Annotated in this window: 20 protein-coding genes; 3 read left to right on the top strand and 17 right to left on the bottom strand. The window is 49.6% G+C overall.

All coding sequences use genetic code 11. The features are described from left to right. Position 1 precedes the first annotated feature (1 nt). From JK198_RS08585 to JK198_RS08550, 8 genes are read right to left on the bottom strand one after another with little or no spacing between them, the layout of a single operon-like run. The gene (locus JK198_RS08585; RefSeq protein WP_212710381.1) at positions 2-922 is read right to left on the bottom strand and encodes a type II secretion system F family protein; all 921 of its coding nucleotides are present in this window, start codon (positions 920-922) and stop codon (positions 2-4) included. Between the two features lie 18 nt (positions 923-940). Further along, positions 941-2,215, bottom strand: a complete 1,275-nt coding sequence (locus tag JK198_RS08580; RefSeq protein ID WP_212710382.1) for a CpaF family protein — start codon at positions 2,213-2,215, stop codon at positions 941-943. Further along, complete coding sequence (locus JK198_RS08575; protein WP_212707770.1) at positions 2,215-3,336, bottom strand: hypothetical protein; 1,122 nt, start codon at positions 3,334-3,336, stop codon at positions 2,215-2,217. The genes JK198_RS08580 and JK198_RS08575 overlap by 1 nt, the downstream gene beginning before the upstream one ends. A 16-nt stretch (positions 3,337-3,352) precedes the next feature. Next, positions 3,353-3,793 (bottom strand): hypothetical protein, encoded by a 441-nt coding sequence (locus JK198_RS08570; RefSeq protein ID WP_212707769.1) that lies wholly within the window; start codon positions 3,791-3,793, stop codon positions 3,353-3,355. Positions 3,794-3,803: 10 nt separating this feature from the next. Then, entirely contained in the window at positions 3,804-5,162 is a 1,359-nt protein-coding gene (locus JK198_RS08565) for a pilus assembly protein N-terminal domain-containing protein (protein ID WP_212707768.1), read from the bottom strand. Further along, positions 5,159-5,926, bottom strand: a complete 768-nt coding sequence (locus tag JK198_RS08560; protein WP_212707767.1) for a hypothetical protein — start codon at positions 5,924-5,926, stop codon at positions 5,159-5,161. Before JK198_RS08560 ends, JK198_RS08565 begins: the two co-directional genes overlap by 4 nt. A 12-nt stretch (positions 5,927-5,938) precedes the next feature. Beyond that, entirely contained in the window at positions 5,939-6,358 is a 420-nt protein-coding gene (locus tag JK198_RS08555) for a prepilin peptidase (RefSeq protein WP_212707766.1), read from the bottom strand. A gap of 58 nt (positions 6,359-6,416) precedes the next feature. Beyond that, positions 6,417-6,659, bottom strand: coding sequence for a Flp family type IVb pilin (locus JK198_RS08550; protein ID WP_212707765.1), 243 nt, complete (start codon positions 6,657-6,659; stop codon positions 6,417-6,419). A gap of 473 nt (positions 6,660-7,132) precedes the next feature. Here JK198_RS08550 and JK198_RS08545 point away from each other — a divergent pair, with 473 nt between their 5' ends. Next, complete coding sequence (locus JK198_RS08545; protein WP_212710383.1) at positions 7,133-8,515, top strand: PLP-dependent aminotransferase family protein; 1,383 nt, start codon at positions 7,133-7,135, stop codon at positions 8,513-8,515. 71 nt (positions 8,516-8,586) lie between these two features. Here the strand turns inward: JK198_RS08545 and eno are convergent, their stop codons facing one another. From eno to syd, 9 genes are all read right to left on the bottom strand, one after another. Then, the gene (gene eno, locus JK198_RS08540; RefSeq protein ID WP_212707763.1) at positions 8,587-9,888 is read right to left on the bottom strand and encodes a phosphopyruvate hydratase; all 1,302 of its coding nucleotides are present in this window, start codon (positions 9,886-9,888) and stop codon (positions 8,587-8,589) included. A gap of 87 nt (positions 9,889-9,975) precedes the next feature. Continuing rightward, positions 9,976-11,613 carry a glutamine hydrolyzing CTP synthase gene (pyrG, locus tag JK198_RS08535; protein WP_212707762.1) on the bottom strand — a complete coding sequence of 546 codons (1,638 nt, stop codon included), beginning with the start codon at positions 11,611-11,613 and terminating at the stop codon, positions 9,976-9,978. Between the two features lie 494 nt (positions 11,614-12,107). Next, a complete protein-coding gene (gene mazG, locus JK198_RS08530) occupies positions 12,108-12,926 on the bottom strand; it encodes a nucleoside triphosphate pyrophosphohydrolase (protein ID WP_212710384.1) in 819 nt (272 codons plus the stop codon). 82 nt (positions 12,927-13,008) lie between these two features. Then, positions 13,009-15,243: a GTP diphosphokinase gene (relA, locus tag JK198_RS08525; protein ID WP_212707760.1), complete on the bottom strand. Its 2,235-nt coding sequence runs from the start codon at positions 15,241-15,243 to the stop codon at positions 13,009-13,011. 32 nt (positions 15,244-15,275) lie between these two features. Then, on the bottom strand, positions 15,276-16,592 hold the full coding sequence (gene rlmD, locus JK198_RS08520) for a 23S rRNA (uracil(1939)-C(5))-methyltransferase RlmD (RefSeq protein ID WP_212710385.1): 1,317 nt from the start codon (positions 16,590-16,592) through the stop codon (positions 15,276-15,278). 562 nt (positions 16,593-17,154) lie between these two features. Next, complete coding sequence (locus JK198_RS08515) at positions 17,155-17,601, bottom strand: flavodoxin (RefSeq protein ID WP_212707758.1); 447 nt, start codon at positions 17,599-17,601, stop codon at positions 17,155-17,157. Beyond that, positions 17,601-18,392 (bottom strand): tRNA pseudouridine(65) synthase TruC, encoded by a 792-nt coding sequence (gene truC, locus JK198_RS08510; RefSeq protein WP_212707757.1) that lies wholly within the window; start codon positions 18,390-18,392, stop codon positions 17,601-17,603. Before truC ends, JK198_RS08515 begins: the two co-directional genes overlap by 1 nt. Beyond that, positions 18,392-18,721, bottom strand: coding sequence for a YqcC family protein (locus JK198_RS08505; protein ID WP_343876688.1), 330 nt, complete (start codon positions 18,719-18,721; stop codon positions 18,392-18,394). The genes truC and JK198_RS08505 overlap by 1 nt, the downstream gene beginning before the upstream one ends. 584 nt (positions 18,722-19,305) lie before the next feature. Next, positions 19,306-19,857 (bottom strand): SecY-interacting protein, encoded by a 552-nt coding sequence (gene syd / locus JK198_RS08500; protein WP_212710386.1) that lies wholly within the window; start codon positions 19,855-19,857, stop codon positions 19,306-19,308. Between the two features lie 61 nt (positions 19,858-19,918). Between syd and queF the strand changes: the two genes are divergently transcribed. Both queF and ppnN read left to right on the top strand, forming a co-directional pair. Next, entirely contained in the window at positions 19,919-20,764 is an 846-nt protein-coding gene (queF, locus tag JK198_RS08495; RefSeq protein ID WP_212707754.1) for an NADPH-dependent 7-cyano-7-deazaguanine reductase QueF, read from the top strand. 241 nt (positions 20,765-21,005) lie between these two features. Continuing rightward, entirely contained in the window at positions 21,006-22,370 is a 1,365-nt protein-coding gene (gene ppnN / locus JK198_RS08490; RefSeq protein WP_212707753.1) for a nucleotide 5'-monophosphate nucleosidase PpnN, read from the top strand. The last annotated feature ends 45 nt before the right edge of the window (positions 22,371-22,415 follow it).

Genomic DNA, 22,415 nt, shown 5'->3' with positions numbered 1-22,415 from the left:
GTTATAATTTCCTCATCAGAAATTTAATGACCAGCAGTCCGGTGACTTCACTGCCTATCAGGTAATACAGCAATACGCGGCCCTGCTGGTCTTCAAGTACAAACTGGAAGTTCTCCGGGCTGATAAACTTGAGTAAAATCAGAAATACGAAGGGAATGGCCCCGGTGATCTTTGATGACATGCGCATTTCTGAGGTCATCGACAGCATTTTTTTCTCCATAGCAATGCCGTTAGAGATAGACCGCTGAAGTTTGCCCAGCACCTCACGCAACCGGCCACCGCTGTTGATATTCAGCAGGATAGCAACAATAAAAAAGTAATATTCGCGATAGGGGTAATTGCGCCACGACTCCATAAATACAACCTCCGCCTGCTCGCCAAAGTTAAGTCGCCGCGAAATAACCGAAAACTCACGTGACAGGCCGTTGTTCCGGCTCTGGCTGTAATCAGACATTGCCTGCAAAAATGTCCGTCCGGAGGTAATTGCTCCGCCAATCGTGGTCAGTGCTTCACTGAAATCGAGTGAAAACTGCTGGTAATGGCGTTTTTTAATAATTTTATAAAACACCAGGTAACAGGCAACCAGACTGGCGGCAGCAACCCAGCTCAGGGGCAGGCCGATATACAGAGCATTAAGCGCCAGTATCGCCATCGCTATTAATAACGGGATAGTCAGATTTTTAATCAGCGCACCGGTACTGCCGGCATAAAAAAGCCGGAAGATCGCGGATAACTTATCCGTAATACCGGTTTTCAGCCGCGAGATAATCGGGGTTTCCTCAGACACCCGGGCGGTTTTCTGGCTGATAATTGAGAGCAGCATCTGCTTCCGCTGTCCGGAATAAGATAAGGATTTGCGGGTAAACTGATTACGTTGCAAAACAATCAGCAGACATAACCCCGCCATTATCAGCAGTAACATGAATAACAGATTCATTGCCTACCCAAATACAGTTTTTAGTAAATCATCGCAGCCATATGCTTTGGCCCGCCGATAAACACTGGAACGAACAGAAAATCCGGGGGTAGTAAAACGCCCCACAACTTTGCCCTGGACACTGTCATCCACGGCAAAGCTGAAAATATCCTGCATAACAATCGTGTCGCCTTCGAGGCCCATCACCTCAGTAATATGGGTAATTTTTCTCGACCCGTCGTACAGGCGGTTAGTCTGGACAATAAGATTAATTGCCGAAGTAATATTGCGTCGGATAGCATCCACCGGCAGGTTAAGGTTGGCCATCATTACCATGTTTTCCAGCCTGGCGAGCGCATCACGTGGCGAGTTAGCATGCAGGGTGGTCATAGAACCATCATGGCCGGTATTCATCGCCTGCAACATCTCAAAAGTTTCACCGCCACGGCACTCTCCGACAATAATCCGGTCTGGCCGCATACGCAGGGTGTTAATCATCAGATCACGCATTGTGATCTGGCCGCTATTTTCAGCCCCGGCCATACGAGTTTCCAGCCTCACCACATGCTGTTGTTGCAGTTTCAGTTCTGCCGCATCTTCGAGAGTAATAATTCGCTCATCACTATTGATATGCTGTGATAATGCGTTCAGTAAGGTGGTTTTCCCCGAACCGGTTCCGCCGGAGATAACGATATTGGTCTGACAGCGAACCGCGATCGACAGAAAATTCGCCATCTGTTCACTCATTGCTCCCCAGCTCACCAGATCCCGCAGGGTACGTGACACATTACTGAATTTACGGATGGAGATCGAAGTCCCGTCGAGAGCCACAGGGTTTATCACCACATTCAGCCTGCTGCCATCCGCCATCCTGGCATCGACCAGCGGCTGGGATTCATCAACCCGCCGTCCGACACGACCGACCAGCCGTTTGGCAATTTCCGTCAGCTGCTGGTTATCAATAAAGCGTTTACCGGTGAATACCAGCTTCCCGCTGCGTTCGACAAAAATATTGTCCGGGCCATTGACCAGAATATCGCTGACCGATTCATCTTCCATTAACTCCCGTAATGGTCCGACGCCCAGTATTTCATCAGCCATTGAAGATGCCAGCTCTCTGGTTTCCTCCGAAGGTAAATACTGGTTGTGCTCGACACTGGTGCGGTGGATCACCTGCGATATTTCGCGGATCAGCGCGGTGCGATCATCCAGTAATTTATCGATCAGATCGAGCTCCAGCCGGGGCAGTGCCAGGCTGCGTAACTGGCGGGACAACTCCGCATATTTCGGGTTCACCATTAGTCAGACCTCCCTGTAAGCCGCTGCTTTACTGCTGAAAATAATGATCCTGGTAACTCTTTTTTCTTGCCTAACAACAGGTAACTTATATTTTGTAAAACCCGCCGCTGCTTACCACTAAAGTCGATATTCAGTGACGGATCACCGGACTTCAGCATATAAGGCACCGTGACATCAGCAGGCTGGCCGACGAGGTCACCGGCCTCACGGGCATTCACCTCGCCACTGACTTTGGGGTGATGCTGATTAAAACAGAGGTAAAGGCGTTTAATGCCGTTATGACTGCTTTGCAGGTGGGCATTCGCTTCAAGGATTTTTTTAGCCACCCGTACTGAGGAGAGATTCCGGTCACAGACCAGCAAGACACAATCAGAATGGGTCAGAACATTTTCAATGTCTTCATCAGCAGCGTTATAAGCGCTGAAATCAAAAACCACACACTGGTGACGATCGTAGACCGAATTATTGAAACGCCAGGCATGACTTTTTTCTTCATACATGGCAAAGAAATTATTCTGCAACAACGTCACTTCATTACTGATCGATACCCGGGAAATCAGGTCCAGATTGCGGCTGCCGCCGCTGCCCTGTACCAGCAGAGTCGGTGACTGACGTAACCTGGCGATATCTTCTGCAATATGGTAACTGAGCAAGGAGGTCCCTATACCACCTTTACAGCCAAGAATAGCGATTTTGACGGCGCTGGTCATATCTCTGCCAGGCTGATTTTTTGCTGATATCAGCGAACCAATACGATTCAGCTGTGACGGATAGTGGCAGTAAAAAATCCCCTGCTGCAGATAACTGTCTGCCAGTATCAGAGAGTCCTGGGCACCGACCGCAATCTGTATTGCAGTGCGCGCAATATGTAACTCCATCAGCCGGGCAACAGATTCCGGTGAGTCCTGAGGGGTGACTTCAAAAATCACCACATCAACATTGGCTGATTCCGTGTAATGTTCAAGCTGTGGTACCGTCCCGGTAAAGCGGCGAACTTCGCCACTGTCCCTGATAGCCAGTTGTTCACAGACTTTCTCCATCACGGAAGGCGTGGCGGCGATCACCAGCACGCTTTCTGTCGGTGTATCCTGCCGTTTATCACTGGACGAAAATAACAACATCCGGCCTCCCTGCCAGTCAGTTTATGGTGGTTTCACGCCGCTGTGAGGCTTTAAGATTATTGTCTACTGCACAGCCAATATCCGGATAAGTATCAAAACGATAGGTGCTTTGCTGTGACTGACACAGCGAACCATTTTTTTCTGTATTCAGCATGATACTGACCAGCGCAGCAGTCTCTGCACTATTTTGTGTCGGTTGCTTCTGCAACTGTACATATTCAGGTGAAATTCCCGCACTGATCAGCCGCTGTTTAATCCGTTTCGCCAGTTGATCCGCATCACTGAGATACCACTGCACAGTCAGCCCGCCCCCGAGATACTGATGGAACGAGATAACCTCAGCCACCAGTATTTCCTGGTCAATATCACTGCGCCCTTTCAGGCTAAACTGGTACCCCTGAGCGGCAAGACCAAAGCCGCTCCATAATCCGATTAACAGCAGAATCCATTGCCGCATAACTGCCTCTCTAGTAAATAAAGCCGCCCTGTTCTATAAAACTGATTACACCTTTTTCTGCACTGCTGCCGGTCACATTACTGATATTAAAATAGCGCTCCAGCAGGCTGCTACGCTGCCATGCAGGCAAAGTGACCTGGCTTGAGGAGACAGGCCGGACCAGATTAATGGTCGCCACCACCACCAGCTCTGTTTTTTCCCGGCGCGCTGCTGTCGAACGGAAAAAGGCACCTAATACCGGAATATCACCAATAAAGGGGACTTTTTTCAGAATTTCCTGCTCAGATTCACTGAGTAATCCCGCCAGTACAAAGCTCTCTCCGTCAGCCAGTTCAACCGTTGTTCTGGCTTTACGGGATTTCAGGGCAGGTAAATAATAGGTGGAATCCGTCGAGGTACTTTGGTCATCGACATTACTCACCTCCTGATAAATCATTAACTTAACTTTCTGACTGTTTTCAACTTTCGCCCCGATAGTCATCCTGACGCCAATCTCTTTATATTCGACACTGGTCCCATTGGAGGAGCTGGTCATAATGGGGATTTCTCCGCCGACCAGAAAATCAGCCGTCTCACCTGACAGTACCGATAAATTTGGTTCAGCAAGTACCCTTGCCACCGATTCATTGCCGAGGGCATGGATCATTGAGGTTAACTCACTGGCGTTAAAGCGGAGTTTATTCAGCACAAAGTTCCCGACATCCAGTGACTGCCCCCATTCAATGCCCAGGGTATCGCTGTAACTTTTATTCAGCTCAACGATGGATATTTTGACATTTACCTGATTGGCCTGCGGAAGTCGCATACGGTTCTGCAATTTTTTGTAGCTGATTTGGGTCAGGGACGGAATTTTGATATCGCCCATATTTTCGGTAGATATCCGCACCACTTCCGTATCGGCTTCCATTCCCAGGGCTTCGCCGACAATCTGATAAATACTGTCTCTGCTTTCTTCATCTACCGCGATACCCGCCAGGATATAGCTGTCCCCGACTTTTTTGAGTTCAATGGTTGAACCGGGAAACTGGTCCTGAATCTGTGCCGCCAGCTTACCGACCAGCGGATCGACCACCACCTGAATTTTGCGCGTCACATCATTCTGTACCAACAGGATCTCGCCAATACCATTCTGAATACCGTAGATCACCACTTCACGATCACTGATCAGGTTATAATCGACAATTTCCGGATCAGTGGTGAAAACCGTATCAATGACCGTATTCATTTTCAGGGTTCTGGCACCCCCTTTCGCCAGGTACAGAGTCTCTGCAGCGGCACTGGCGGACAGTAAGACACTGAGCAGCAGCAGGCCGCTCAGCCAGAAGTACAAACGGGGAATGGGGTTAATCAGTCTGACCAGAAAATTCATTTAGCTGCTCCTTGCTGTTCACTCAACGTCTTCCTTTGAACATTACCGGCCCCCCCGGGAAACAGAATAATGTCGTATTTCCGGGTCACCCTGTATAAACGTTTCAGGTCCGCAGGGCTCAGTTCAAGATCAAGGGACAGACTGCCGGTCACTTCTCCCTTATTACCGCTTTCTATCAATGATTTACGCTCCAGTAATGAAGGCGCTGCTTTTTCAGGGCGGCTGATCACCCTTCGCGATTCAAAAATGCGGAAAAAACTGAGTGATGATTCTCCGTATAACAGGCTTTCGCTGTTTTTACGCCGTGCTTTGGTATTTTCTGAGGAAAACCGCAAATATACATCGACGTAATCACCTGCACGCAGTTGCTGTAACGCACCGGTAAATTCCTCATTAACGACAATGTTGTAACGGATCATATTGGCCGCCGCGAGTTTGTTCTTTGGATCATCAACACTGACATCTGCCGGACTGATCCGCTCTCCTGGCGCTTTATCTGTTACCAGAAACATCCCGCGCAATGATTCAGGAGATTCTTCGGTGGCCTCCCGGCTATCGGCAGGCAGGAACTCGGTTTTAATCACGAAATCCTCATCCCGCAGCAGGCTGCCTGTGGGCAATATCTTTTCGCTGACAAAATAGCTGACCTGCATCAGCGGCTCCGGTGCAGAACTCTGCGGTGGCGGGCCGCTATTCATCAGCAAGCCAAAAGCCCCGACAATAAGTAATAAAACAGCCAGAATTACTAATAGTCTCTGGTTCACTGGTTGTCCTGTTTATCCCAAAAGGTGAAGTAAATAGCCGATACTTATTGCAACCCCGTAAGGCAGGGTCATCGTTTTTCTGGCCGGTAACACCAGCCGCAGTACAACGACAACCAGAATCAGTGGCACCCCGGATAAGGTTATCCATAATATAAATTCGGGTATCTGGCCTGCAGGAACAGAAAGACTGAGTGCCGCAATAAGCTTTATATCTCCCGCACCGATCACATTGACGAACACCAGTAAAAAACCGACGATTAACACTATTAACGGATAGAGTAAATTTAACGAGCCAGTACTGGTGACGGATAATAAAGCTGAAAACAAAGCCACCAGAAAGACAGCCTTGTTTTTTATTTTTCTGTTAGTGATATCTGTATAACAGACGGATAACAGCACTATCCCTAACAGCAAAAGAATAAATACCTTCATACGTATTTCAGAATAAGGAGGATAACTGCTCCTCCTTATAGACAGGTGATGTCATTTATCAAGGATTCGCTTGTTTGATATTATCTGCCAGCAGGGTAAATTTATCGGTAATCGCTTTCAGGAATGGCGCATCCTGAGAACCAAACAGCGTCAGCAACATACCGCTGACCGCCACAGCAATCACTGCATATTCAATGGCCGTCACGCCATCTTCCTTACGCATTACCTGAAATGCACGCCGGCCGCTTTCAGTCACGAAAAGCTGAGCTTTCAGAGATAACGAGGTCAGTTGGTTAATCATTTTCTTCATCCTTAAATATAATATTACCTATTAAATATAATTAATATTAATGCTCCAGACTCTGTGCCCCGGCATCCCGGGTCACCCTAAAATAATACGATCCGACCCCGAATATACAAGTAGCAGAAGTTAAATTAAAAAATGACACTGTTTATATATAAAATATAATCTGACACAAAGCAGTCATATAAACCAGCTATTAGATTTTAGTTATTCTCAAATAACGTAACATGAGCATACGCGACATTTAATTTCATAGGAAAAATTCATAACAAATGAAACTATATCCAGACTATGAATACCTTCCTCCTGATGGAAGGATAAATGAAATGATCAACACTAACAATGCATGGATATTTTAAAACAAAATGATAACAATAGTTTATTTATCTTGCGAAATACTTTCTCATCGTGCTATTTATATCTGCAAATAAAAATAATAACTAAGTGATATTCATAGGGAACATGTATCGATGCAAAGCAAACAAGCGATTAAAAAACAAATTATTGATGATATCAGCCAGATGATTTTTTCAGGTATCCTGAAACGGGGCGACTTTTTACCCTCCATACGGATCATGAGTGATCGATATAACGTCTCCCGCGGGACGGTGCTGGTGGTCTATAAAACTCTGGAGTCTCTTGGCTATATCCAGGGGCATGAACGCAGCGGTTATCTGGTGATCAGCGCCCCGGAAGGCCGTGATCCTCAGCCACAAATCGGTAAGACGGCCGAAAAACAGCCACCGCACAGCGAAAAAAAGCCCCCGGTGACCGCAGCCTATCAATCGCTGGAACGTCATAACCGCACACAATTACCTAAGCATTTTATCCGCCGCTGGTGTCTGGGCAGCAGCTCTCCCCAGTTACAAACCGGCTGGAATCGCTGGGAAGTCAGCGATAAACGGCTGAAAAACAGTTTATGTCGCTTTATTCTGATCTCACGGGGTATCTCTCTGCTGCCAGAGAATATGGTGTTATCTTCCGGGATGCAGGAAGCACTGTTACTGATCGGCGCCAGTGTTGCCAGTACCCGCCAGCAACCCACCATTCTGGTAGAAGATCCCTGCCCGCTGCATGTTCGTGAACTGTTCCGCAGCCTCAATTTCCGCGTACTTCCGATAGCTGTCGATCAGCAAGGGATCTGTGTCGCAGATTTCCCTGCGGCTGGCGCTGACCTTATCTTTACCTCACCGGCGCGTCAGTTTCCGATGGGGGTCTCTCTCAGTGACAGCAGACGCCACACCCTGTATGAATGGGCATGTCGTCATAATGCATTGATCATAGAAAATGACTGCTTTGCGATGCTGGGCTTTGGCCAGTCCGTGACCCCGGCCCTCAGGCATCAGTACCCTGACCCGCATATCATCTATCTTACCCATCTGGCTGAGCTGACCGGCAGCGGTATTAATGTCTGCTGTATCGCCGCATCTCCGCAATTTATACAGCTGATACGGCAATTTATCCCGTTACTGACCAGTGATACCAATCCGCTGACCAGTGCGCTGCTCAGTTCGTTCCTTGATTCTCCGCACTTTATGAAATACCTGACCGGCCGGTTGCAAGCCCGGCAACAGAAAGTGGCTCTGGCACAGGAAGGAATACAGCAACGATGGCCGGGTATGGATTATGATGGCAGCGAAAATAGTGGATTCCTGACTTTTCATACCGGGATCCGTCAGTTGCCCGAAGGGCTGATTAATCGTTACTTTTTTCCGGTAGATATCTTTCGCCTCGTCCCGCAGGAAAAACGGCAGGCACGGGCCGGGATTATTTATCCGTTTGATTTACTCAGTTTCGCGGAGATAGAGAAAATTAATCTGCAGTTACAGGATGCGTCAGACGTCTGTTATTAAAATCCGCACATAAAAAAGCCCCCGGGCCCTGAAGCGCCGGGGGCTGATAACCTTAGCAGGTGGCAGAAAATTTATGCCTGGCCTTTGATCTCTTTACGTCCGTTAAAGCGGGCTTTCTGGCCCAGTGCTTCTTCGATACGGATCAGCTGGTTATATTTTGCAACGCGGTCAGAACGGCTCATTGAACCGGTTTTGATTTGACCGGCTGCGGTACCTACCGCCAGATCAGCAATCGTGGCATCTTCTGTTTCACCGGAACGGTGAGAAATTACGGCGGTGTAACCGGCATCTTTCGCCATTTTGATCGCAGCCAGAGTTTCGGTCAGAGTACCGATCTGGTTGAACTTGATCAGAATAGAGTTAGCGATACCCTTCTCAATACCTTCTTTCAGGATTTTGGTATTAGTGACAAACAGGTCATCACCGACCAGCTGCAGTTTATCGCCAAGGACTTTCGTCTGGTAAGCAAAACCATCCCAGTCAGACTCGTTGAGACCATCTTCGATAGAAACGATCGGATACTGTTCGGTCAGCTGTTCCAGATAGTGGGTGAACTCCTGAGAAGTGAAGGTCTTACCTTCGCCTTTCAGCTCGTAGTTACCCGTTTCTTTGTTATAAAACTCAGAGGCGGCACAGTCCATCGCCAGAGTAATATCTTTGCCCAGCTCATAACCGGCAGCTTTTACCGCTTCGGCGATAACAGCCAGTGCTTCAGCATTAGAAGCCAGGTTAGGTGCATAGCCACCTTCATCACCGACTGCCGTATTCAGGCCTTTCGCCTTCAGTACTTTTGCCAGATGATGGAAAACTTCTGAACCAATACGGATAGCTTCTTTGACACTGGAAGCGCCAACCGGCTGGATCATAAATTCCTGAATATCTACGTTGTTGTCCGCATGCTCGCCGCCATTGATGATGTTCATCATCGGCAGTGGCATAGAGAACTTACCGGCAGTACCATTCAGTTCAGCAATATGGGCGTACAGAGGCAGACCTTTAGACGCTGCAGCTGCTTTTGCTGCCGCCAGAGAAACGGCCAGAATTGCGTTAGCACCGAACTTAGATTTATTTTCGGTACCATCCAGCTCGATCATGATCTTATCGATATTTGCCTGGTCTTTGGCATCTTTACCGGTTACCGCGTCAGCGATCGGGCCATTAACCGCCGCGACTGCTTTAGTCACGCCTTTACCCAGGAAACGAGATTTATCGCCATCACGCAGTTCCAGCGCTTCACGGGAACCCGTGGAAGCACCTGACGGTGCAGCTGCCAGTCCAACGAAACCACCTTCCAGATGTACTTCTGCTTCAACAGTCGGGTTACCACGTGAATCGATAATTTCACGACCGATGACTTTTACGATTTTGGACATTCGTTTTTCCTCAGTACAAGTTAAGCTGAAACTTCTCAATCTTAAGACAAGCAACGCGCGAAAAGTTCGCGCGTTGCCATGATAAGCTTACTTCGCCAGACTTTTCTGATAATCAACCGATGCTTTGACAAAACCGGCAAACAGCGGATGACCATCACGCGGTGTAGAGGTAAATTCCGGATGGAACTGGCAGGCCACAAACCACGGATGATTCGGGTTTTCGATAATTTCTACCAGCTGGTCATCTCCGGAACGACCCGCAATCCGTAAACCTGCAGCTTCAATAGGTTTCAGCAGCAGATTGTTCACTTCATAGCGGTGACGGTGACGTTCAACAATCGTCTGAGAGCCATACATCTGGCTGACCAGGCTGTCATCAGACAACTGGCAAGCCTGGCTTCCAAGACGCATCGTCCCGCCGAGGTCACTCTTCTCATCACGAACTTCAACATTACCTTCTTCGTCACGCCATTCGGTGATCAGCGCAACAACCGGATATTTACAGTCAGGTTCAAACTCTGTTGAACTGGCTCCGGTCATACCTGCCACATTACGGGCAAATTCGATCAGTGCAACCTGCATTCCCAGGCAAATGCCCAGATACGGAATGTTGTTTTCACGGGCATATTGTGCGGTGATGATTTTACCTTCAATACCACGGGAACCGAAGCCACCAGGGATCAGAATCGCATCCAGGCCACTCAGTAACTCAACACCACGGGTCTCAACATCCTGAGAATCAATCAGTTTAATGTTCACTGTCACGCGGTTTTTCAGTCCGGCATGTTTCAGGGCTTCAATAACTGATTTATAGGCGTCAGGTAATTCAACGTATTTACCGACCATCCCGATGGTTACTTCACCGCCCGGATTGGCTTCTTCGTAAATAACCTGTTCCCATTCAGACAAATCAGCCTGCGGAGCATTCAGGTTAAAACGTTTACAGATAAAATCATCCAGACCCTGAGACTTCAGCATACCCGGAATTTTATAAATTGAATCAACATCTTTCAGCGAGATAACCGCTTTTTCTGCCACGTTACAGAACAGCGCAATTTTCGCCCGCTCATTGGCCGGTACCGCACGATCTGAACGACAGATTAAAACATCCGGCTGAATACCAATCGACAGCAACTCTTTTACCGAGTGCTGAGTCGGTTTGGTTTTCACTTCACCGGCGGCAGCCAGGTAAGGGACTAAGGTCAGGTGCATATACAGGGTATGTTCACGACCAACGTCCACCGCCATCTGACGGATAGCTTCGAGGAATGGCAGTGATTCAATATCACCGACCGTACCACCAATTTCCACCAGCACCACATCGTGGCCTTCGCCGCCTTCAATAATGCGTTCTTTAATCGCATTAGTGATATGAGGAATAACCTGGATAGTCGCCCCCAGGTAGTCGCCACGACGTTCTTTACGCAACACTTCGGAGTAAATTCGTCCGGTGGTAAAGTTATTACGACGGGACATACGGGTGCGGATAAAACGCTCGTAGTGTCCTAAGTCAAGATCCGTTTCTGCACCATCATCAGTGACAAATACTTCACCATGTTGGGTTGGGCTCATGGTGCCTGGATCGACGTTAATATAAGGGTCAAGCTTCATAATGGTCACTTTCAGACCACGAGCTTCAAGAATAGCTGCCAGGGAGGCTGCAGCAATGCCTTTACCCAGAGAGGAAACGACCCCGCCGGTCACAAAAATATAGTTCGTTGTCATGCTGAACCTGAGAGTTAAGGTTTAAAGATGGTGGAATCACCAGGACGGGAACACAGTCTACCCGAAAGCCGCATCCGCCACAATTGATGATTCATTTACTCTTCACTCTGCGTAAGTCACACATTACGGCATATGATCAGCACCGGGATTGATTTTAATCACAATTTTATCCCTTTTACGCAAAAAGCTGAAACGAGTTAGCTACGGAATAAAAAGTGTTATTAATCATCTGAGTGGCTGAATCGACGGCCGGATGTACAAAAACACCGGTAATTATAGAACGGACAATCCGTTTCTGCCGGTATTATTCAGTAAAAAAACGTCACCTGATGGCAGGAAAACATCTCCGGCCCGCTGGCTCCATCGGGGTGGCAGAAAGTTCTGCTGCAGGTGACGGGGCCGGAAACAGACGCTGTCGGGGATTGGAGAGTGACCCGTTTCAGCAGCCAGCCTGCCCGGCGGCAGAGCGGCACTGAAAAACAGATCCGTCGCTGTCAGTTATTCGTTCCCTGACCGTTTTTTTCCTGCTGTTTAACCTGCTGCCAGGCGGCCTCCATCTGCGATAATGTCGCCTCCGGCAGGCTCAGTCCTTGTCCGGCAATAATCTGTTCAACCTGACGAAACCGTTTTTCAAATTTATCATTGGCTTTTTGCAATGCTGTCTCTGCTTTACTGCCAAGATGACGTGACAGATTAACAGTGGCGAACAATAAATCACCGAGTTCTTCTTCCAGACGCTGAGGATTAATCTCTTCCCGGGTCGCTTCTTCCATCACTTCAGCAATTTCTTCATGTACTTTGTCAAGCACCGGCCCGGTTTCATTCCAGTCAAACCCGACATTGCTGCAACGCTTCTGAATTTTATAGGCCCGCATCAGGGCTGGCATCGCCCGCGGAATATCATCCAGCGCAGAAGTCAGCGATTTCTGCTCACGCTCCTGCTGTTTCAGCTGTTCCCAGCGCTGGTTAATCTCACCGACCCCGGTCACGCTGTTACCGGCAAAAATATGCGGATGACGCCGTTCAAGCTTTTCGCTGATAGCGCTACAGATATCGGAAAAATCGAACAGTTGTTGCTCGCGGGCGATCTGTGCATAAAACACCACCTGGAACAGTAAATCCCCGAGTTCTTCACGCAAATCATGGTGATCCTGACGGAAAATCGCATCCAGCACTTCATAAGTCTCTTCGAGGGTATAAGGGGCGATAGTCTCAAAGGTTTGCTGTTTATCCCACGGGCAACCCTGCTGCGGGTCTCGAAGCTGCTGCATAATATCCAGCAGACGTTGCAGTGCGGTATCTGATTGATTCATTGGTCAGTCCGGTAAAAAGAAAGGCTGGCCTGACAGTAACGGCATTCTCCCGCGACAGGCGAATGCCACTACCGCCAGTGGGTTAATGACGACGTTTGGCGTCGATAATATCAGGTACCTGATTCAGGCGGGCCAGAATCCGGCCCAGTACCTGCTGATTATAAATTTCAATATCCATATCAATGGTCGCCAGCTGCTTTTTAGTATCACTGTGGCTGGAGACACCCAGTACATTCACTTTTTCGTTGGCCAGTATGGTGGTGATATCCCGCAGCAGGCCGCTGCGATCATTGGCAACTACCCGTACCACCAGCGAATAACCACTCGAGTAACTCTCTCCCCACACCGCATCCACAATACGTTCCGGCGCATGGTTAATCAGCTCTGCCAGTTGATCACAGTCGGCACGGTGAATAGATATACCGCGTCCCTGGGTGATAAAGCCGACAATATCATCCCCCGGAATCGGCTGGCAGCAACGGGCAATATGATGCATCAGGTTTCCGACCCCTTCCACCACCACCCGGCCACTCTCTTTGCTACTGTTTTGCTGGCTATGGCTTTTCTGGGTCAGCTGGCGTAACGCGATACGGTCTTCTTCCTCGGCTGTCGGCTTGTTCAGTTTCGCCTGCAGGAAATTAACCATCTGATTCAGACGAATATCGCCGCCCCCAATCGCCGCCAGAATCTCTTCGACAGACGTCATGTTATAGCGCGGCAACAACAGTTTTTCGGCCTCTTTCAGGCTGATATCCAGCTGACTCAATTCACTGTCCAGGATCTGACGTCCGGCCAGTATATTTTTATCCCTGTCCTGTTTGCGGAACCAGGCATGCACTTTCGCCCTGCCGCGGCTGGTAGTAATATAGCCGAGGTTAGGATTCAGCCAGTCACGGCTTGGATTTGGCTGTTTCTGGGTTATCACTTCGACCTGATCGCCCATTTGCAGCTGATAGGTAAAAGGCACAATCCGGCCGCCAATTTTGGCACCGATACAGCGGTGACCAATATCACTATGAATATGGTAAGCAAAATCGAGGGGCGTTGATCCGGAAGGCAAGTCAATAACATCCCCTTTCGGGGTAAAGACGTACACCCGGTCATCAAACACCTGACTGCGGACTTCTTCCAGCATTTCGCCACTGTCTGCCATCTCTTCCTGCCAGGCAATCAGTTTGCGCAACCAGGCAATACGCTCTTCATGGCCAGCCGCACCACGGGCACTGGTGATCCCCGGCCCTTCTTTATATTTCCAGTGAGCAGCCACTCCAAGCTCAGCATCTTCATGCATCTGCCGGGTCCGGATCTGTATTTCGACAGTTTTGCCCTGCGGGCCGAGCACTACCGTATGGATTGACTGATAACCGTTCGGTTTCGGATTTGCCACATAGTCATCAAATTCACTGGGTAAATGACGATACAGGGTATGAACAATTCCCAGCGCACCGTAACAGTCCTGCAAACGTTCAGCGACAATCCTCACCGCACGCACATCAAACAGCTCATCGAAAGACAGAGATTTTTTCTGCATTTTTCGCCAGATACTGTAAATATGCTTTGGCCGGCCATACACTTCCGCCCTTACCCCTTCACGGGCAATTTCCTGTCGCAAGCCGTCTACAAAATTTTCGATATACTGTTCACGGTCAATACGCCGTTCATGTAACAGTCTGGCTATCCGCTTATATTCATCCGGATGCAGATAACGGAAACAGTAATCTTCCAGCTCCCATTTTAACTGACCAATACCCAGCCGGTTCGCCAGGGGAGCATATATATTGGTACTCTCTTTGGCCGCCAGTACCCGTTCATCTTCCGGGGCATCTTTCATTTCCCGTAAATGAGCAACCCGTTCGGCCAGTTTGATCACTACGCAGCGGAAATCTTCCACCATCGCCAGTAACATGCGACGAACATTATCCACCTGTTCTGATGCCATCGAATCATTATGTGTGGCTTTCAGCTGGCGAATGGCATCCATATCCCGGACACCATGTACCAGTGAAACAATGCCCGGGCCGAAGCGCTCTTCTAACTGCTCCTCAGTAACCACATTTTCATTTGCCAGCGGAAACAGTAATGCCGCCCGCAATGTGTCGTTATCCATACTGAGTTCAGTCAGAATTTCGACCATTTCAACACCGCGCCACAGTAACATCGGTTGAAGCGGATGGTGGCTGGTTTCCGTTTCGCAATAACGCCAGCAGTCCGCCAGTCGCTGACAGGACTGCTCATTGGCAATCCCCAGGCTGGCAATCCACTGTTCGAGGGCAAATTCTCCCTCCGTATTCATATGCGCACTTCGTACCGCAACCATAACTTCTCCTGCATGACGACCGGTCCGGTCGTTTAGGTTCTGCTAAACAGCACCATTGATTCCAAATGGCTGGTATGCGGGAACATATCCAGCATGGCGACCCGTTGCACGGAATAACCTGCCGCCAGTAAAGGTTCACTGTCGCGGGCAAGGGTTGCCGGATTACAAGACACATAAACAATTCTTTCAGGTGCCAGCGCAATAATATGCGACATAATGCCGGCAGCACCGGCTCTGGCAGGGTCGAGCAGTACTTTACTGAACCCCTGTGCCGCCCAGTGCTGTCCTGCCACATCCTGTTCTAAGTCATGCTGACAAAATGTGACATTCTGCAAATTATTATGCTGCGCATTATACGCTGCCTGACGAACTAATGCTGCAACCCCTTCAACACCCACTACATTTTTTGCCTGCTTACTCAGTGGCAGGGTGAAATTGCCCATGCCACAAAACAGGTCTAATACCCTGTCGTCGGGTTGTAATGCCAGCCAGTCAATCGCGGTAGTCACCATCTGCTGGTTAACCGTATCATTCACCTGAATAAAGTCCTGTGGACTGAAAGTCAGTTTCAGGTTATGCGACTGATAATAAGGCAGTTCTCCGCAAACATGCTGCAGAGTGTCATTCTCAGCAGCAAAAAACAATGTCAGCTGATGACTCTGCGAAAATCGTTCCAGTTTTGCAATATCGCCTGCAGAAAGTGGCTGCAGATGGCGTAACACCAGTACGGCAGTATTATCAGCCTGTACCAGTTCAATATGACCCAGCTGACGAACTGCCTGCAAACCGCCTAAACACTGCCTGAGTGCCGGCAGCAGTTCTGACAAAGATTGCACCAATACGGGGCATTGCCCGATATTGACGATCTCGCTACTGCCATTTTTACGGAACCCCATATCAAGCTGATGCTGCTGTTTATTCCACCGCAAACTCAGCCGGGCACGACGCCGGTAATGCCAGCTATCCCCCCGGATAATTTTCTGCACCTCAATATTACCTCCGGCTGACTGGCTGAGCATACGCTGTAAAGCACGGGCCTTGCTCTGCTGCTGCAGGTCTTCGGCAACATGCTGCTGCTGGCAGCCACCACATACCCCGAAGTGGGGACAAGCAGGTGTCACCCGCTGCGGGCTGCCTGTCAGTATGCGGGTTGCTTTACCGCGCGAGTACTGACGTTTATCTTCCAGTACCCTGACCTGTACTTTTTCACCCGGCAGTGCACCACTGACAAACAATGTTTTTCCCTGATAACGGGCAACCCCCTGACCAAAAGGGTCAAGGTCATCAATAGTAACCACCAGCTCTTTGCGGGGGCCGGGACGTTTCGCGGATGAGTAAAATTGCACCATCAGTTATTTATTCTCTTAATATTGCACATTGCCCGATGGCTGCCGGAAAATTGTCCGGCAAATGTCAGGGAACGAATGGAACCCGTCAGTCGTTTTTATTAAAACCGGGCACGCAGATATCGGTGCTGTCTGACGGCTGGCAGGTTCCTGATGTATAGTTTATGTTTACAATAAACGGTCATAATAGCGACTGCCCGCAACTGCCCCGTTCCCTGCCATTATTGTCAGTGACATCACGGTTTTCGACAATCAAAATCCGCTGTATATGCCCTCAGACAACAATCACACCTTCTGATGCTGAGTCGGCAGTGGCGGCAGATGACGCAGGTCCGCTTAGGATATGCTGTGCGGGACGATGATAACATCCGGCCCGCTGCTGCTTCTGAGATTAATGATACGTAAAAACACGCTAACGTGGCGTTAAAAAATACAAAAATATCTCCGGGCAAATGACAACTCTCCCGGCGTTCAGGCCACTTCCGGCCGGGGGCGGGGCAAAAAGTTCCGTCACCGGCAGCCGGATACAGCATGCCGGTAACCAAAACGGCAGAAAAAGACACGTTTACAACAAAGTAACCCACTGTTCAAGCCAGGGCAGAGCGGCCATTTCCGGCTCAGGATATTCACCGGCATCGATCATCAGAACATCACCGATACGCCGGGCCAGCTGCTGCTGTAATAACTGGTCAAATGCCAGCCCTGCGGCGCAAAAATCCGGGTAACTGCTGTCGCCGAGAGCAATCAGACCGTAACGCACCTCAGGCTGATAACCCTGCTGCTCTTTCATCGCTGAAAACAATCCGCCAATAGTGTCGGGAAAATCGCCCTGTCCGGTGGTCGAAGTAATAATCAGCCTGATTTGGATACTCTCATCCAGCCACTGGCTGAGGGTCGGTTCTTCAAATAACTGTACCCGGTGCCCTGCGGCTGCCAGTAAAGGCTCCGCCTGTTCGCCAATCAGCAAAGCATTCCCGTAGACGGTCCCGATATAAATTCCGATAGTTGCCATCAGCCCTCTCCCGTGTCTGTCGATCGACTGTCATCCCATTCTGCCAGTTCGGCAGCCAGCGGGAAGCGATTCAGTAACTCCTGCCAGCCAAAATGTACAAAGGCCTGTTGCCAGACCCTGTCCAGACCCGCCCGCAACTGTAAAGGCTGCCCGGTTAGCGGATGCGTCAGGGATAAACAGCTGGCATGCAGCATCAGCCGCCGGCAGCCAAAATGCTCGGCTGCCCCCCGGTTCTGCCGTAAATCGCCATGCCTGCTGTCACCGATAATCGGATGCCGTAAATGGGACATATGCCGTCGGAGCTGATGCTTACGCCCCGTATGGGGTGTCAGTTCCATCAGGGTATAACGACAACTGTCATAACGGCCAATCGGCACCGGCAGCCCGGCTTCTGCCAGCGGCTGGTAACCGGTCACGGCTGACTGCGCCTCTCGCGGGGCCTGAGAATGTTTATCGGCGATTTTGTCCAGCTCTTCCATCAGCGGATAGTCAAGGGTCCCGGCGTCTTTCAGCCAGCCACGCACCACCGCATGATAGGTTTTTTGTAACTGATGCTGTTCAAATTGCTGGGATAATAACCGGGCGACATCCGCGGACAATGCAAATAACAACACCCCGGACGTCGGGCGATCCAGCCGGTGAACCGTGAACACATGCTGTCCCAGCTGATCACGTAACGTTTGCATAACGAAGGTCTTTTCATGGCGATCCAGCCAGCTGCGGTGAACCAGCATCCCGGCGGGTTTATTCACCGCCACCAGCCATCGGTCCTGATAAATAATTTCAAGCATTACGGGGATTCTTGTGTGAAAAGGCCATCGAGTTTTCTCAAGGTCACTAACAAAACCGGACGAACACTGAGTTGCGGATCCAGTGCCATTTCAAAATAAGGCGCAATCGCCAGATTATCGGGTAACGGGCCGCCGCTATCGATCATGGCCGTCAGGCGCGGAATAAAAACCCATTGCAGCCATTCAAGGGGGTGCAGGGTATCCAGGCAAAAAGGCTGATCACTTTGCATCGCCTGCGGATGAGGTGCATTCTGCTGCCACAGCTGATAGTCACGTAAAATCTGTTCCAGTTGCACGAGGCGCTGAAGGATAATGGGGTGCAAAGCCACAGCTTTTCTCCTTAATACTGATAAAAACCGCGCCAGCATACCATTGCAGAGCTGAAAAGTGATGGAGATAAAAAAGGGAGTACTGTAAAAACAGTACTCCCAATCTGTTTGCAGCAATCCGGCTACGTTGGTGCTCCCTGCGATTCAATGGATTTTTTCAGTTGCTACCGTATCATCCTGACGGTCATCTGGTCCATTGAGGTGCCATATATCCACTACAGCTATATTCCCCTCCTGCGGAGGTGTATTTTGCTCTTTTATAAGAGCAGGTTACTTCTTCCTGAAATAACCTTGCGGTGTTCTACATCCTGTAAAAACACCACCATCCCTGGGTTGTTTTCTTCCTGAAAACCTGACTTCCCTGGCATCCTGCCCGTGGAAGCCATTCTGGCAGAGTTGTGGTTTTTCGCAACAAAATTTACACTGAAATAATCTTATTTTTTCATATAATTCAACGACTTTAAAAATAAACCACTTAATAAATAAGGATTTATAAACACTCTTCGTCGATAAATAAAGGGGGACTTTTCCCTGTACTCCGCTCTGTATCAGGGATCTCTCACCATCGAAAACAAACAAACTGCTTAATTTGTTACAACAACATCTAATTCACTAAGAAAATCATCGACAGTTTTCGACAAAACTTCACGTTTTTTAGTGCCGAGTGCTTCTCTGATCACTTCCCCGCTCAGGTTACAGACCGAAATAATCTCAGTGTCCAGATCGGTAGCAGCGATAAACAGTGTCGGCGTCTGTTTCAGACGGCGTTTCATCACCAGGTGACCAATCAGATTCTCCTGTACCCGACTGAAGTCATCTTCATTCCATGCCTGTAACAGGGTCAGAGGTGCTCCCTGCCATGCAGCATGCATATCGCCGGCAAACTGGCTGGTATACCAGCCGGCAACGGCAGGCTGAATCACAATCCCCAGCCCGCGTTCCACTGCATCCAGGGTGGCAGGTAAAGTAAATTCCCGCGGTTGCCAGTAAACACCATGCTGATCGCTGGCGGTAATACAGGGAGAGTCCATGCCATACAATGCTTCACTGTAGGGTAAATGGCCGGTTTGCTGCTGCCACTGGTCGCAATAACGGCGGGTAAAACCCGCCATCGCCTCTGAGATTTGCTGCATCATTCATTTTCTCACTTCTGATCGGGTACACTGAGCACAACTCTATTTTATCAGTGGTACTGTTATGAATCATTATGACCATCATCAGGCGCTCGACGGACTGACTCTGGGTAAACAAACATCCTATACGGAACATTACGCACCGCAGTTATTACAGGCGGTTCCCCGCAGCCTTAACCGTGATGCACTGAATCTGCGGGACGATAACCTGCCATTTCACGGCGAAGACTTGTGGACACTTTATGAACTGTCATGGCTGAATAATCAGGGTGTTCCGCAAGTCGCCATCGGTAATATGGCCCTCAGCGCCGACAGCCGGAATCTGATTGAGTCTAAAAGCTTTAAACTGTATCTCAATAGCTTCAACCAGACAAAATTCGCTGACCGTGACAGCGTAAGGCGTACCCTGGAACAGGATCTCGCCGCCTGTGCGCAAGGCACTGTCCGCATCACCCTGCATGGCCTGAGTGAATACGCCGGCCAGCCGATCGGTGCCTTTGACGGCGAATGTATCGATGACCTGCCGATTAGCGTCGACAATTACCATTTCGACAATACACTACTGGCTGAAGCTACGGACCAGCAACTGGTCGAAGAAACCCTGGTCAGCCATCTGTTAAAATCAAACTGTCTGATTACCTCCCAGCCGGACTGGGGCTCCGTTATGATTCGCTACCGTGGCCCGCGTATTCGTCGGGAAGCCTTGTTACGTTATCTGCTCTCTTTCCGTCAGCACAACGAGTTCCATGAACAATGTGCAGAGCGTATTTTTAATGATTTACTGCACTTCTGTCAGCCACAGGAACTGACGGTCTATGCCCGTTACACAAGGCGTGGCGGGCTGGATATCAACCCGTGGCGCAGTAATGTTCCCTTTGATGCCCCGGACGTACGGCTGGCCCGCCAGTAATACTGTCTGCAAACTGCCCGGTCATTACCGCAATATCACTGTCAGTGACCGGGAAACAGGCCGCAACTTCCTGGCTGCAAACAGAATAGGCACGTAAAAACCTTGTGAAAACTGAGACTACAGCGATACTTTGATAACCCGGTGATCCCTGAGATAACCGGACAGGGAGCCGGCGTCACGGCAAATCAATGTTCAGCCGCTGTGTGATGCAGCAGCCCCTCCGGGGGAGTAAGGAGTTCTCTTGATTACACATATCAGCCCGTTAGGGGCCATGGATCTGCTTTCACAAATGGAAGTCGATATGCTGAAAAGAACAGCCAGCAGCGATTTATATCAGCTGTTCCGTAACTGTTCGCTGGCGGTACTCAATTCAGGCAGTCAGACAGATAACAGCCAGCAATTACTTTCACGCTTCGGCGATTTTGATATTAATGTGTTGCGCCGCGAACGCGGGGTAAAACTGGAACTGATTAATCCGCCGGAAGATGCCTTTGTCGACGGGCAAATCATCCGTTCCTTACAAGCCAACTTATTTGCAGTACTGCGGGATATTCTGTTTGTTACCGGACAACTGAACAACTCCCGGCGCTTCCGTGACCCGCACAGTGAAGATTCAGCATTTATCACCAATATGGTGTTTTCCATTTTACGTAATGCCCGTGCGCTGCATATCGGTGAGTTACCGAATAACGTTGTGTGCTGGGGCGGACATTCGGTCAACCCGGTGGAATATCAGTACTGCCGCGATGTCGGGACTCAGCTTGGCCTGCGGGAACTGAATATCTGTACCGGCTGCGGCCCCGGAGTTATGGAAGCCCCGATGAAAGGTGCCGCCGTCGGCCATGCCCAGCAGCGTTACCGTGACGGTCGTTTTATCGGCCTGACAGAGCCTTCAATTATCGCTGCTGAGCCGCCAAATCCACTGGTCAATGAACTGATCATAATGCCGGATATCGAAAAACGTCTGGAGGCATTTGTCCGTATCGCCCACGGTATTATTATCTTCCCGGGCGGGGTCGGCACTGCCGAAGAATTGCTTTATCTGCTGGGTATTATGATGCACCCGGCTAACAGTCAACAGGTGCTGCCTCTGATCCTGACCGGCCCCGAAGAAAGTGCCGACTATTTCCGGATACTGGATGACTTTATTGTAAATACCCTCGGTAAAGAGGCGACCCGCCATTACAAAATCATTATCGGCGATGCACCGGCTGTAGCTAAAACTATCAGACAGGCAATGCCCGCCGTCAAAGAGTATCGACGCGAAACCGGCGATGCTTACAGCTTTAACTGGTCATTACGGATTGAGCCGGATCTGCAACTGCCGTTTCAGCCGACCCATGCCAATATGGCAGCCCTGAACCTGTATAAAGATCAGCCCGGGGATAAACTGGCCGCTGACCTGCGGCGGATGTTTTCCGGTATCGTCGCCGGTAACGTAAAAGACAGCGGGATCCGCGAAATTAACGCCCACGGGCCGTTTAAAATTCATGGCGATGCAGATATCATGCAGCGGATGGATACCCTGTTGCAGGGCTTTATTGCACAGCACCGGATGAAATTACCGGGCAGTGCCTATATTCCCTGCTACGAAATTATCAAATAAGACAGCATGTTTGCCGGCCGGGGATCCCGCCGGCAGACTTTCCGC

The sequence above is a fragment of the Tatumella sp. JGM91 genome (assembly GCF_018257575.1).
In the GTDB taxonomy this organism is placed as follows: domain Bacteria; phylum Pseudomonadota; class Gammaproteobacteria; order Enterobacterales; family Enterobacteriaceae; genus Tatumella; species Tatumella punctata.
This window is presented reverse-complemented; position numbering and strand designations above follow the sequence as displayed.

Bases quoted from the DNA above. Each gene is read 5' to 3' on its own strand.
- JK198_RS08585 (WP_212710381.1), bottom strand. From the start codon at position 922: ATGTTACTGCTGATAATGGCGGGGTTATGTCTGCTGATTGTTTTGCAA.
- JK198_RS08580 (WP_212710382.1), bottom strand. From the start codon at position 2,215: ATGGTGAACCCGAAATATGCGGAGTTGTCCCGCCAGTTACGCAGCCTG.
- JK198_RS08575 (WP_212707770.1), bottom strand. From the start codon at position 3,336: ATGTTGTTATTTTCGTCCAGTGATAAACGGCAGGATACACCGACAGAA.
- JK198_RS08570 (WP_212707769.1), bottom strand. From the start codon at position 3,793: ATGCGGCAATGGATTCTGCTGTTAATCGGATTATGGAGCGGCTTTGGT.
- JK198_RS08565 (WP_212707768.1), bottom strand. From the start codon at position 5,162: ATGAATTTTCTGGTCAGACTGATTAACCCCATTCCCCGTTTGTACTTC.
- JK198_RS08555 (WP_212707766.1), bottom strand. From the start codon at position 6,358: ATGAAGGTATTTATTCTTTTGCTGTTAGGGATAGTGCTGTTATCCGTC.
- JK198_RS08550 (WP_212707765.1), bottom strand. From the start codon at position 6,659: ATGATTAACCAACTGACCTCGTTATCTCTGAAAGCTCAGCTTTTCGTG.
- JK198_RS08545 (WP_212710383.1), top strand. From the start codon at position 7,133: ATGCAAAGCAAACAAGCGATTAAAAAACAAATTATTGATGATATCAGC.
- eno (WP_212707763.1), bottom strand. From the start codon at position 9,888: ATGTCCAAAATCGTAAAAGTCATCGGTCGTGAAATTATCGATTCACGT.
- pyrG (WP_212707762.1), bottom strand. From the start codon at position 11,613: ATGACAACGAACTATATTTTTGTGACCGGCGGGGTCGTTTCCTCTCTG.
- mazG (WP_212710384.1), bottom strand. From the start codon at position 12,926: ATGAATCAATCAGATACCGCACTGCAACGTCTGCTGGATATTATGCAG.
- relA (WP_212707760.1), bottom strand. From the start codon at position 15,243: ATGGTTGCGGTACGAAGTGCGCATATGAATACGGAGGGAGAATTTGCC.
- rlmD (WP_212710385.1), bottom strand. From the start codon at position 16,592: ATGGTGCAATTTTACTCATCCGCGAAACGTCCCGGCCCCCGCAAAGAG.
- JK198_RS08515 (WP_212707758.1), bottom strand. From the start codon at position 17,601: ATGGCAACTATCGGAATTTATATCGGGACCGTCTACGGGAATGCTTTG.
- truC (WP_212707757.1), bottom strand. From the start codon at position 18,392: ATGCTTGAAATTATTTATCAGGACCGATGGCTGGTGGCGGTGAATAAA.
- syd (WP_212710386.1), bottom strand. From the start codon at position 19,857: ATGATGCAGCAAATCTCAGAGGCGATGGCGGGTTTTACCCGCCGTTAT.
- queF (WP_212707754.1), top strand. From the start codon at position 19,919: ATGAATCATTATGACCATCATCAGGCGCTCGACGGACTGACTCTGGGT.